This window comes from Klebsiella sp. 141153, from assembly GCF_032601995.1.
Taxonomy (GTDB): Bacteria; Pseudomonadota; Gammaproteobacteria; order Enterobacterales; family Enterobacteriaceae; genus Klebsiella; species Klebsiella aerogenes.
Genome location: NZ_JAQIRJ010000012.1, coordinates 70,935 through 83,485 on the forward strand (window position 1 = coordinate 70,935; position 12,551 = coordinate 83,485).

Sequence of the window (12,551 nt, forward strand, 5' to 3'; positions counted from 1 at the left end):
TTCCCGTTTTTTTTTGTCGCAATGAAATCGTTGCAAGATATTAATTCTGCGAAGAGTTTCCCTTTGACTGATTGCAATCATCAATCGTTTGAGGCATAAAGCGCAAAAGTAAGATACCGAATAAGATGTGGCCATAAGCAGGCCAGCAGAGGAGTCGCCGTGCACTATCAACCGCAGTATCACCTACTTAAAGACCGTATCATTCTGGTCACCGGCGCCAGCGACGGCATCGGCCGTGAAGCCGCCCTTACCTATGCGCGCTACAGCGCAAGCGTGGTACTGGTCGGCCGCAATGAAGAAAAGCTGCGCGGCGTCGCGCAAGAAATTGAACAGGCTGGCGGTATTGCGGCACGCTGGTTCACTCTCGACCTGTTGACCTGCACGCCGCAGGAGTGCCAGCAACTGGCGCAGAAAATCGCCATTCACTACCCGCGTCTCGACGGCGTATTGCACAACGCGGGCCTGCTTGGCGACGTATGTCCGATGGACCAGCAGGATCCTGAGGTATGGCAGCAGGTGATGCAGGTGAACGTTAATGGCACTTTTATGCTCACCCAGGCGCTTCTTCCTTTATTACTCAAGTCTGATTCCGGTTCGCTGGTGTTTACCTCTTCCAGCGTTGGCCGCCAGGGCCGCGCCAACTGGGGCGCTTACGCGGCCTCGAAATTCGCCACCGAAGGGATGATGCAGGTACTGGCCGAAGAGTACCAAAGCCGTCATCTGCGGGTAAATTGTATTAATCCTGGCGGGACGCGCACCAAAATGCGCGCCAGCGCTTTCCCGACCGAAGATCCGCAAAAGCTGAAAACCCCTGCCGATATCATGCCGGTCTATTTATGGCTGATGGGCGACGATAGCCGACGTAAAACCGGTATGACCTTTGATGCCCAGCCAGGGCGTAAACCAGGGATATCCCAATGAGCGATCAACGTTACCGCGAGCGCCAGCAGCGGGTAAAAGACAAAGTCGATGCGCGGGTCGCCGCCGCCCAGCAAGAACGCGGGCTGATCATGGTATTTACCGGAAACGGTAAAGGCAAAACTACCGCCGCCTTCGGTACCGTCACCCGCGCGGTTGGACACGGCAAAAAAGCCGGCGTGGTGCAATTCATCAAAGGAACCTGGCCTAACGGCGAGCGTAATTTACTGGAGCCGCACGGCGTCGAGTTTCAGGTAATGGCCACTGGATTTACCTGGGATACGCAAAATCGCGAAAGCGATACCGCTGCCTGCCTCGATGTCTGGCAGCACGGGCGGCGCATGCTGGCCGACGACAGCCTGGATCTGGTACTACTGGATGAACTTACCTACATGGTGGCCTATGACTATCTGCCGCTGGAAGAGGTGCTGACGGCGCTGAGAAACCGCCCTGCGCACCAAACGGTGATGATTACCGGGCGCGGCTGCCATCGCGAAATTATCGAGTTAGCCGATACCGTCAGCGAGCTACGCCCGATAAAGCATGCCTTTGACGCGGGGGTTAAAGCGCAGATGGGGATTGATTACTAACCGCCAGCCGCGCCAGCAGTTGGCCGTTTAATGGCAGGCATACACAGTCCTCGCCGAGCGCCAGCTGCTGGTCGAGGACGTTTTGCCGCGAAACAAAGCGTTTACGGTACTCGGTCGGCGTCAGTCCGCAGTATTTGTTAAAGGCGGCGATCAGGTATTTGTGCTCCTGAAAACCGCAGCTATGGCTGATTTCGGTTATCGGCGTACGCGTATCCCGCAGCAGATTACGGGCCTTATTCAGCCGTACCAGGGTCAGATACTCTTTAAAGTTGTAACGACTCACCCGCTTAAACAGCCGGGAAAACCACGAATAGCTCATGCCGCTGTGCTCGGCCACTTCGCTCAACGTCAGTGGCCGATCGTAATGCAGATTAATATAATCAATGCCTTTTTTAATCATCGACTCTTCGCGTAGCGAGCTCTCTTCGCGCTCCTGCGGCTCCCCTGCCGTCACCAGCGCATCAAGCAGTAAATAAATCGCCGCGATGCGCTGGAATGGCGTACGGTTATCGACGAGCTGTTGCAGCAGCGCCGTTAGCCGCTGGCGCACCTGCCAATCCGCGTTCTGCGCAATACGTCCGGCGGTACACCACTCCAGCCGCGGAGAGGGATGCATTTCATCAAACAGACCTGGCGAAAATTGCACGGTGACCAGCTGGCTACCGGCCATCTCCGCGCTGAGTGAATGCACTTCCTCCGCGTTGATATACAGCATATCGCCCTCGCGCAACAGCCACTCCCGCTGACCGACGGCCAGCGTAAAACCGCCATGAACGACGGTGATAAGCTCCGGCGCCGGGTGCCAGTGAGGTTCGCAGTAGCGTACCTCGGCGGCAAAGACGTTGAGTTTCTCGGCGTCGAAGGCGATCAGCTCGTAGCCGCTATTGGTCGCCGGCTGCCCGCTTTGCGTTACCTGACGAGGATGCGTCACTGAAAACGGGAACACGGATTACCTCCTGAACTTTTGGTTATTGATGGCCCGCCAGCACGGCATTGAGTTCATCGCGATCGATATCCAGCGCCAGGAATTCAGTCAATGCAATCAGCAAACCACAGAACAGATCCGGGGCCAGGCGGATAAGCTTTTCCCTTACCAGGTCTGGCGCTACACCGCTTTTCGCCGATATCAGCGTCACTACGCGGGCAAAGGCTTCCGGCTGTTGAATAAGCTGCTGGAGAGAATTGTCGTCGCGCAGCGGTACGTAGCGCGCAGGGCAATCAATCTCAACGCTTGCCGTTAATGGAAGATCGCGTGACGAAGCGCCCACGTAGATTTGCCACTGCCCAGGGGTCACCAGCCAATCCGCCAGCCCCGGATGATAGCAGGCTAAATCAGCGACAGGCAGCGCGAGCTCGACCCGACGCGTTTCTCCCGCCAGCAACGGTACTTTGCTAAAGGCTTTCAGCGCGCGAACCTCGCGGATAAGCTCCCCCTTCGGGGCCGCAACGTACAGTTGTACAATCTCTTTGCCCTCATAGTCGCCGGTATTCGTTAAATCAAACGCTACATACAGGGTGTCGCCTTCGGCAAGCCGCGCTGTGGAAAGCGAAAGATTGGCATAGCTGAATTGGGTATAGCTCAGGCCAAAGCCAAACGGAAAAAGAGGCGTAAGACGGCGTTTATCGTAATAGCGATAGCCGACAAATAGCCCTTCGCCATAATGATGGCGCAGGTTTTCCCCAGGATACTGCAGCCAGGCGGGCGTCTCTTCGAGCGTATTTGGCACCGTGACGGTCAGCTTACCGCAGGGGTTGCGCTTACCGAAGAGAATTTCAGCAACGGCGCGCCCCATCCCCTGTCCGGCGAAGAAGGTTTCCAGCAGCGCCCGGCATTCGCCAAGCCATGGCATCACCACCGCATCGCTGTTGGCCAACACCACCACCACGTTCGGCTGTACCGCAGCGACCTCGCGGATCAGCTGTTCGTGCGCGGGGAGAATATTCAGATCCTGGCGATCGCCATTTTCGCCATCTTCGCCAACCGCCGTGCTGACAAAAACCACTGCCACGTCGGCGGCCCCGGCAACATCGCGCGCCTGCGCCAGAGCCTGCTCGTCGCTTTGGTTGTCGTCTGGCGCGCCCGGCGACCACGTGACCTTAAAGTCGTCCCCGGCAAGATCGAAAATCTCATCCAGCGGACGGTCGAGCAAATACGGAACCGTGGTGGCACAACCTGAGCCCTGAATAACCGGCTCCTGTGCGGGCTTACCGATCACCGCGATGCGCGGGGTTTTATGTGGTTTCAACGGCAGCAGGTTGTCTTCATTTTTCAGCAATACGATGGATTCTGCCGCTAAACGCTGCGATAACGCATGGTGTGCGGCAAAGTCAGCGCGCGTTTGCGGCCGGCGATGTCGTTGTACTTTATCGACCAGCTCCAGCATCCGCAAACAGGCCCGGTCAACCACCGACATCGGTACCTCGCCGCAGGAGATGGCCGCCAGCAGGGTTTGTTTGTCCCGGCGGGTTTCCGGCATCGCCAGGTCATTGCCGGCAAGCAGCGATGCCGGGCGGTCTTTAATACCGTACCAGTCGGACATCACCAGACCGTCATATCCCCATTCATCACGCAATACCTGGGTCAGTAAGAACGGATCCTGCGATGTTTGAACGCCATTAAGTCGGTTATAAGAAGACATCACCGTCCACGGCCGGGATTTGGCAATCGCTCGTTGAAATCCGGCGAGATAGATTTCACGCAGCGCTCGCTCCTCAATAATGGAATCCATTTCGGTACGCCGATACTCGGAGTTATTGGCGGCAAAATGTTTAAGGCTGGCGCCGACGCCTTCGGCCTGTAAGCCGTTAATCAGCGCCGCGGCGATATCACCGCTGACGATCGGGTCTTCAGAGTAGTATTCATAGCCGCGTCCAGCCAACGGGGTGCGCCGAATGTTAATTCCCGGCCCCAATAGAATGCCCACCCCCATCTGTTGGCATTCGCGACCCAGCGCTTCCCCCATCTCCCGTACCAGTTCAACATCCCAGCTACAGGCCAGACTGGAGCCATTCGGAAAACAGGTGGCCGGCAGCGAGGCGCTGAACAACGCTTCACTGCCGCCCTTCGCGACAGGCTCATCGGCGCTGGCCTGGTCGGCGGTTTGAGTAATCACCGAGATGAAGTCATCCATGCTCCACTTTTCATTACCATCTATTTGCGCGCTGCTATAGCGCACGCCGTAGGTACCATCGGTCATCACGATATCGGGGATACCATGCTGCGGCAACGAAGCCGTGCGCCACAGGCCGCTGCCGGTCAGCAGCGCCACTTTTTCCTCTGCCGTCATGGCGGCGATAAGGGTACTAAAATCGTTATTCATCTCTCTGACTCCTTGAGGTTAAAGCGCGTTTTGCTTACGCAGGCTGATTTTTTGCACAATATCGCGATAGGTTTTTTCATCCAACGAATAGCAGGCCACGAAGATGGCGCTGATGGCGAACATCGCGCCGGGGAAAAGCGTCATCAGAATATTGATGCCATTAATTGCATCGCTGGTCACATTACCCGCATCATAGTGATAGAGATCCAGCATCCAGCCCGCGCAACCGCCGCCAATCGCCATCGCAATTTTGGTGATGAAGTTAAAGAAACCGTAGATTGCGCCTTCAGAGCGTACGCCGTGATGCCATTCAGCATATTCGACGGTGTCGGCAATCATCGACCACATGGCGACAAAGCCCATGCCTAGCGTAATGCTGTAAAGGCACACGCCAATCATTATCAGCCACAGATTATTACCGGCGATAAAATATTGCATCAGCACTCCCAGCACGCCAATTAACAATGCCAGTAGCGCCATTTTCTTTTTCCCCATTAGCGCAATCACTTTCTCGGAAACAATGGTACCAATGATATAAGCACCTGACTGAACCATGAAGAAAGTAGCGGTGAAACCTTCGCTGCCGATGATGTATTTAATAAAGTAAATGGCGATCGCCATCCATACGGTATAAGCGATATAGAAAAATACGGTAAATAATGACAGATGAATTAGTGGCGCATTACCTAATACCGCACGGAACATTTCACGAAGCGTCGGCGCATTCATTTTATCCTCTTCGCCAACTCGCTCCGTGGTCATGGCAAAACAGGCAAGAAACATAAAAGTCGCTAACAGCGCAAAACAGGAAACGGCAAAGACATAGCCCATTTGTTTATCGTTAAAAGGCGAAATCAGCCAGTCGGCGGTCGTGGAAACAATCAGATAGCCGACAATCGCCAACACAAAGCGGTATACCGACAGCGACGAGCGCGAGGCTTCATGCTGCGTCAGGCGGTTGGTCAATGCCGAATAAGGCGTGTTAACCGCCGTATAGGCCAGACAATAAATAGTATAAGAAGCAAGCGCGAAATAAAATTTAGCCTCCCCGCCAAACGGCACAAAACACAGCACGGTTAAAAAACCTAACGGTATCGCACCATATAATAGCCAGGGACGCAGTTTGCCATATTTACTCTGCGTCTTATCAATTGCAAAGCCAATCAGGATATTAAATATTGCGTCAATCACCCGGGCAATCACAAAGATCAGGCTCGCTTGTACCGCGCTGATGCCATAAATATTCGTATAAAAAAACAGTAGGAATAAAGAGACAAAACCGAACGATAAATTAGAGGCGAAATCACCTAAGCCATAGCCTATCTTTTCTTTTACGCCGATGACCACATAGCTTGCCGATAACTTTGTTGTTGTACTCATTGCGGGCTACCTGTTTTGTAATCAGTGCCGACAGTATATGGCGACGCTAATAACATCACTTTGCGTTATTTGTCTGCGTAATTCCTGTTTCTTGTCTTTATGCAAAAGTGTGAAAAATGTCACAAGCGAAGGGATAAAGGAGGAGCGTTCCGGCGGGAGACCGCCGGAACGGACAGCATTAGCCGTTAGTCTTGTTGCGGGTGCTGGAACGGCGGTTACCGTTATTACCCTGACGCGGATTGCCGCTGGTCTGGCTATGACGCTTGACGGCACGGCGAATCTGATTCGCTTTCATGCGACGGCGATCTTTCTCCACCGCCACTTTGCTTTCGGTTTCCGCTGGCAGCTCCACCAGTTCACGCAGATAGTTGGTCTGAGCCAAATCCAGTTCCGTCCAGCCGCCGCGCGGCAGGCCTTTCGGCAGCAGAATATCGCCGTAGCGTACGCGGATAAGACGGCTAACCTGAACGCCGACCGCTTCCCACAGGCGACGCACTTCGCGGTTGCGGCCTTCGGTCAGAGTGACGTTATACCATTGGTTGATCCCTTCACCGCCGGTGAACTTAATCGTTTTAAATGCTGCAGGGCCATCTTCTAACTGTACCCCACGCGCCAGCTGGCGCAGTTTGTCTTCATCAACCTGGCCGAAAACGCGAACGGCGTACTCACGCTCGACTTCGCGGCTTGGGTGCATCAAACGGTTCGCCAGTTCACCATCGGTGGTAAACAGCAGCAGGCCGCAGGTGTTCACATCAAGGCGACCTACCGCGATCCAGCGCGCGCCGCGCAGTTTTGGCAGACGGTCAAATACCGTCGGGCGCCCTTCCGGGTCGTTACGGGTGCAGAGTTCGCCTTCTGGTTTGTAATAGGCCAATACCCGGCAAATCTGCTCGGCAGATTCTTTTACCGAAATAAGATGACCGTCGATACGAATTTTCAAACCAGGTACGATTTCTACGCGATCGCCGAGGGTTGCGACCTTACCATCCACGCTGACGCGGCCAGCTTCGATGATAGTTTCAATTTCACGGCGGGAGCCATGGCCAGCACGAGCCAGCACTTTCTGTAATTTCTCGCTCATAGAGCTTCCTTTAGGTGTCGCCTTCCCAGGCGTCTGATATGCTTTGGCGACAACAGGTCATTAAAAACACCAACCTGTTGTTATATAAACACTTTACACAATTTAAGGCGCCATTCGTCAGCGCTGTAAAACAGCGCGCGCGCCTGCGTGGGCGAACATACTACACTAACTTCAAAATGAATGCTTCACTGCGATACATTTCTCCGTCTATTGCTCATCATCCGCCGTCAGCGAACTTGCCTGGATGGGAAAGTGGGCAAATGGCGCCGGATGAGCAAATAGATAACCTTGCGCTTTCTGGCAGCCGAGGTCGCGTAACTGGTTTTTTATCGCCTCATCTTCAATACCCTCAACAACAACGGGCACCTTAAAACCCTGAGCCAGCACAATCAACGATGCAATCATCGATTCTGCTTTATCCTCATCGGCAAATTGGCAAATCAGCCGGCGGTCAATTTTGATGCTATCAAATGACAGCGAGTGTAAATAAGACAGGCTGGATAAATTGACGCCAAAATCATCCAGCGCTACGGCAATACCATGGCGGCGTAAATAAGCAATCATTCTGCTCATTCGCGTAGCATCATTCATCAATAGCCGTTCGGTTATCTCAAGGCAAATATTGCCCGTGACCAGGCCATTACGATAGATAGCATCCATTAAATGCCAGGCAAAATCCTGTTGCAGAAGTTGAATCGCCGATACATTTATGTGCAGGAGGAAATGCGGTGACGCCCCGCGATTTATCATCCCGGCGAGTTCCCGACAAGCCTCCTCGATAATCCACCGCCCCAGTGGAATAATCATCCCACTCTCTTCCGCCAGTGGGATGAAACGCTCAGGCGAGATCTCCCCACCCACTGCGGACGGCCAGCGAAGCAGACACTCTCCTTCACGAAAAATGGTTTGATCCTGCAAATCCACAATTGGCTGCAGTACCAGACGAAATTCATGATGCTGGATGGCATCATGAAGATGCTCATGAAGTTGGATATTATAAAGCTCGGCCTCATGCATCTCACCGCTGAAAAACGTCGCGACGCCATTCCCCTGTTTCTGCGCATGACGTAGGGCAATCCACGCCTCACGCAACGTTTGCTCAATATTCTCAACGCTAATATCAGCCGTAACCACACCAATATTTCCGGTGTAAACATATTTGCTTGCCGCAAGATGGGAGTCGTATTCGACATCGATAAATAGTGAGGAAAGTAGTTCACTATATTGCTGCCGCTCCTTTGGCTGGTGATGCCCCGGAAAAACCACGATAAGCTGATCCACTTTATCACGAGCGATTAGCGTATTCGTCGGCAGTAAATTACGCAGACGAACAATAAAATCGCTAATAAATCTCTCACCATATTCGGTACTTAATGAATTGATAATCGCGTTCATGTTACTGATATGCAATAGCGCAAGTAAGTTTCTTCGCTGATATAGCGATGTCTGCCGCAGTAGCCCTGTCCGCGTGAATAAGCCGGTGGTTTTGTCCTCTTCTATTTCGCGCCGCTGGACGTCGAAGCTTTCCGCCAGTTTATGTGACAGCGCCATAAAAGTGGTTTCCAGAGAGGCGATTTCCGGGAAATGACGCTTATTATCTGGCGGCGTCCAGCGGTGCGTCGCAAGCTGATCCGCTTTACGGACAATATCCCGCAATGGTTTGACTACCCTCGCCAGGCCGCAGAAAACCACCAACAGGCCAAAAGCAAAAATGATAAACAGCACGCCCATGGTAATGGCTATATATTTGACTATGGTGCGCGTAATCATTCTCGCCGGACTAATTACAATCCCCGTCCAGTGCAGTATGCCGTCACGGTCGGTAACAGGAAAAGCATCAACATAATATTCTTCATTGCCGGAACTGAAAAACTGTAATCCCGTGTGGTCATGCGCTTTTAAGGTACGACTAGCGGCTACAATAACCGGTAAAGGAGTATTTTCCAGCGTTTGCAAATTCAGTTGCGAGTGTTTTCCACCCGCCAACATACTCCGCGTTAATGAGGGAACGGATGAAGAGATTAGTTCATCTTTTTCATTAACAATCAGCAGGATACTTTCAGGATGGGGTTTAAATTTTTCCAGGCTTTTATTTAGTTCGTTGAGGTGCAATTCGCTGGCGACGACGCCAACAAACTGCCCTGTGCGATTGAATGCCGGCGAGCTAAACGCGACGCCAATTTCATTATCATACTCATAATCGCGAAAAGGTTTTGTCCAGTGAGAACACTGGTCTTTAGCAACCGCCGCATACCATTCGCGCTGCGTTATTTGATAATCCGGTAGCACCGCTTTTACCAATGAATTCACAGTGAGATGACTATACACCGTCAGATGATGAGCTGTTCGCGCATCTTTTACCGCAAGATAATCATTCGACGCGACTTTACCATGTGCCGCCTGAAGGAAATCGCCATTCATCGCGCCAAATTCAACCAGATTGAGATAATGTTTGTTGCTGAATACGTTATTGGTGGTATTGACCATTTCCCCAATCAAACTGCGAACCGGGATCGCCGCACTGGATTGGCGCCCAATGGCATGGACCAGTATCGCATTCGCTTGTACGGGAACATCAATATAATCGTGGATAACTTCCTCGATATTGACTCTTTTCGCGCGCAGAATATCAGCACTCACCTCATCAAAAAAAGCATAACCCTCGTAGTAGAGAAAAGCATATGTCGTCAGCAGCACGACGATAATTGTCGTAACTAAGGTAAATATGATGGCCTGCGTTAAGGTGAACGGGTAGCTGTTGACCGAAAGCTGTTTTTTTAATATCTGCATCGTTATTATCGCCGTTTGTCGGGCACATCATTCGGGGTCAACAACAAATAAACCATTAGTAAATTCAAAGCTATCAAACGTTTTCGGCCGGGAATAATAATACCCCTGCGCCAAATCACAGCCCATCTCCTGCAGTTTTTCCGCCATTTCGCACGTTTCAACGCCTTCGGCCACCAGAGGCACGGAAAAGCTTCGAGCCAGCATTAACACCGAGGCGATAACCGCTTCATTTTTTTTGTCGTCAAGCACATTGCTGACAAACCCACGGTCGATCTTCAAACAATCAAACGGCAGTGAATGCAGATATGAAAGGCTGGAGTAACCGGAGCCAAAATCATCAATCGCGACGCAAACGCCAAGGCGGCGTAAATAAGCCAGTATCTCGACAATTCGCCACGTGTCTTGTAGCAAGACGCTTTCGGTGATTTCAAGGCAAATATTACTGTTCATCAAATCGCAAGCGTGAATTGATTCCAGCAGATGCTGAGCAAAATCAGGTTGCTGAAGCTGAATTGGCGAGATATTGACGTGAAGTTTAAAATCCCGTGGCGCGCCGCGCGCGATAAACGCGGCAAGTTCACGACAGGCGGTTTCAATTATCCATTTCCCTAACGGCACAATCATGCCGGTGTTCTCGGCGAGGGAAATGAATTTATCGGGCGGCACGAAGCCAAGCACATTGGATTGCCAGCGAACCAGGCATTCACCTTCTTTACAAGGGCGCTGCGATTCAAATGCGACGATCGGCTGCATAACCAAATGAAAACCTTCTGAACGGAGATCATCGCATAACGCCTGATGCAGACGCAGATTATTGACTTCCTCTTCACGCATAGCGACGGTGAAAAGTTTACTCATGCCGCTACGCTGCATTTGAGCATGCTGTAAAGCCAGGCTAACATTCATCAGACATTCGCTGATATTCTCTGGCGTGAGCGACTCAATCAACATGCCAATATGGCCTGTAAATATATGCGATTCACCCGGCATATCAGAAGTAGACATACGAAAAACGGAAGCAATTAGCGCACTATACCAGGCGACATCTTTTTCGGCATAAATGCCGTCAAAAGCAATGATGAACAAGTCTTCGCGGTCGCGGCAACATAGCGCCCCTGCAGGCAACATTTTGCGAATGCGTAAAGCAAACTGATGAATAAACTGCCGCGCCTGGGCGGTACCAAGTACATGCTTTACCGAGTTGTAATTGTTGACGTGAATCATCGCCAACATATTGCGGTGATAGTAAAGAGATTCACAATTCAGTAGACCACTACGGGTTAAAAAGCCGGTTTCGCTATCCTCTTCCAGTTTCCGGCGTTTCAATTCAAACGTATCAGGAATAATTGAACAAAGATTGCTCAAGGCCGTATCCAGTGACGCTATTTCCGGAAATACTCGTTTAGTTTGTTTCTTCCACGGCATCAATCCGAGACGCACTTTATCTGCAACATCCTTTAAGGCGCCGGTAAAATGCGAAATAATCATCAGTAGAACCAACATCAAAATAAAAATAAACAGCGTCGTGGTGAAGATCAAAAGTAGACGCTGCTTATTCATTTCAGCCATTTCCGCATGCTGCGGGGCGATAAGAACCGCCTTCCAGTTCAACAGATGTTGGCTGTCCTGCACGCTAAAGGCGGTCGCCAGCAAAGTCTTCTCCCCAGCACGTAAGGAAAATGACGTTGGCGACGGTGGCGCGGAAGTCAGTTTTTCTATCAGTTGGCGATCCTGCTGCCAGATCTGTTGGCTACCGGTACGCGCGACAATACGATTGTTGTCATCAATAAGCAGGAGAGCATAGCTTTTGTCCGGCAGGAGACTCTGTAAATAAGCGGTCATATCTGCGGGTGTGGCGCCACTGGCGATCGCCCCGACAAAGCGACCTTGCTTGTCGTACACCGGCTGGTTCCAGCTCATGATGATGCTGCCGGTAGAGAGGGAGCGTTGCCAGAAACCGCTCGTTTGCTGGCGTGCGCGGCGAAACTGCGGAAAATCAGCGACATTAAAGGCGTTATTAACTTTGACAATATTGGTCTGCGGGCTTAAACCGCTGTATTTTACCAGGGAGTGATGATTATCGCGCTGGGTTCGCTGCAAATAAATTTGATTACTGTGATTGTCGCGAATGACAGCAATACAGGCGCCATTTTCTGCAAACCACGACAGGCTTTGAAAGGCAGGCATGGTTTTAAACGCGCTCGCGGTCAAATACACCATTTCAGGAACCAAAGCATCCTTATCGATGTTGTTACCTTCCCCCTGTATATATTGTAAAAATAGATTCGTTATTTGTCGCGGGCGGTCAACGGCATCTTCAAGTTTATGCTGAATCAACGCATACTGAGTTCCGATGATTTTTTTATCAATGGCGGTACTGACCTGACGCGACTGATAGTTAAACAGGCCGGTCAGGCTGACAATAATCAGCATTAACGCCAGCAGTGAAACAACCAGCACGCTTTTTACCAG

Annotated in this window: 8 protein-coding genes; 2 read left to right on the plus strand and 6 right to left on the minus strand. The window is 51.7% G+C overall.

The genetic code is table 11. The annotated features are described in order from the left end of the window. Positions 1-159: 159 nt before the first annotated feature. A complete protein-coding gene (locus PGS10_RS20590; RefSeq protein ID WP_015366220.1) occupies positions 160-921 on the plus strand; it encodes a YciK family oxidoreductase in 762 nt (253 codons plus the stop codon). Further along, the gene (gene cobO / locus PGS10_RS20595) at positions 918-1,508 is read left to right on the plus strand and encodes a cob(I)yrinic acid a,c-diamide adenosyltransferase (protein ID WP_045393160.1); all 591 of its coding nucleotides are present in this window, start codon (positions 918-920) and stop codon (positions 1,506-1,508) included. The genes PGS10_RS20590 and cobO overlap by 4 nt, the downstream gene beginning before the upstream one ends. Here the strand turns inward: cobO and PGS10_RS20600 are convergent. The 6 genes from PGS10_RS20600 to PGS10_RS20625 all read right to left on the minus strand — a co-directional run bounded on the left by PGS10_RS20600 (position 1,480) and on the right by PGS10_RS20625 (position 12,512). Further along, positions 1,480-2,454 carry a helix-turn-helix transcriptional regulator gene (locus PGS10_RS20600; RefSeq protein ID WP_316423410.1) on the minus strand — a complete coding sequence of 325 codons (975 nt, stop codon included), beginning with the start codon at positions 2,452-2,454 and terminating at the stop codon, positions 1,480-1,482. The genes cobO and PGS10_RS20600 overlap by 29 nt on opposite strands. 22 nt (positions 2,455-2,476) lie before the next feature. Then, positions 2,477-4,828: a beta-glucosidase family protein gene (locus PGS10_RS20605; protein ID WP_316423411.1), complete on the minus strand. Its 2,352-nt coding sequence runs from the start codon at positions 4,826-4,828 to the stop codon at positions 2,477-2,479. Positions 4,829-4,846: 18 nt separating this feature from the next. Then, complete coding sequence (locus PGS10_RS20610; protein WP_045393167.1) at positions 4,847-6,208, minus strand: MFS transporter; 1,362 nt, start codon at positions 6,206-6,208, stop codon at positions 4,847-4,849. Positions 6,209-6,386: 178 nt separating this feature from the next. Beyond that, on the minus strand, positions 6,387-7,289 hold the full coding sequence (gene rluB, locus PGS10_RS20615) for a 23S rRNA pseudouridine(2605) synthase RluB (protein WP_045393170.1): 903 nt from the start codon (positions 7,287-7,289) through the stop codon (positions 6,387-6,389). Positions 7,290-7,496: 207 nt separating this feature from the next. Continuing rightward, positions 7,497-10,079 carry an EAL domain-containing protein gene (locus PGS10_RS20620; protein ID WP_316423412.1) on the minus strand — a complete coding sequence of 861 codons (2,583 nt, stop codon included), beginning with the start codon at positions 10,077-10,079 and terminating at the stop codon, positions 7,497-7,499. A gap of 27 nt (positions 10,080-10,106) precedes the next feature. Next, entirely contained in the window at positions 10,107-12,512 is a 2,406-nt protein-coding gene (locus tag PGS10_RS20625; RefSeq protein WP_289578869.1) for a bifunctional diguanylate cyclase/phosphodiesterase, read from the minus strand. Positions 12,513-12,551: the final 39 nt, after the last annotated feature.

Excerpts from the sequence above, each read along its gene's own strand:
- cobO (WP_045393160.1), top strand. The coding sequence starts at position 918 with ATGAGCGATCAACGTTACCGCGAGCGCCAGCAGCGGGTAAAAGACAAA.
- PGS10_RS20605 (WP_316423411.1), bottom strand. The coding sequence starts at position 4,828 with ATGAATAACGATTTTAGTACCCTTATCGCCGCCATGACGGCAGAGGAA.
- PGS10_RS20610 (WP_045393167.1), bottom strand. The coding sequence starts at position 6,208 with ATGAGTACAACAACAAAGTTATCGGCAAGCTATGTGGTCATCGGCGTA.
- rluB (WP_045393170.1), bottom strand. The coding sequence starts at position 7,289 with ATGAGCGAGAAATTACAGAAAGTGCTGGCTCGTGCTGGCCATGGCTCC.
- PGS10_RS20620 (WP_316423412.1), bottom strand. The coding sequence starts at position 10,079 with ATGCAGATATTAAAAAAACAGCTTTCGGTCAACAGCTACCCGTTCACC.
- PGS10_RS20625 (WP_289578869.1), bottom strand. The coding sequence starts at position 12,512 with ATGCTGATTATTGTCAGCCTGACCGGCCTGTTTAACTATCAGTCGCGT.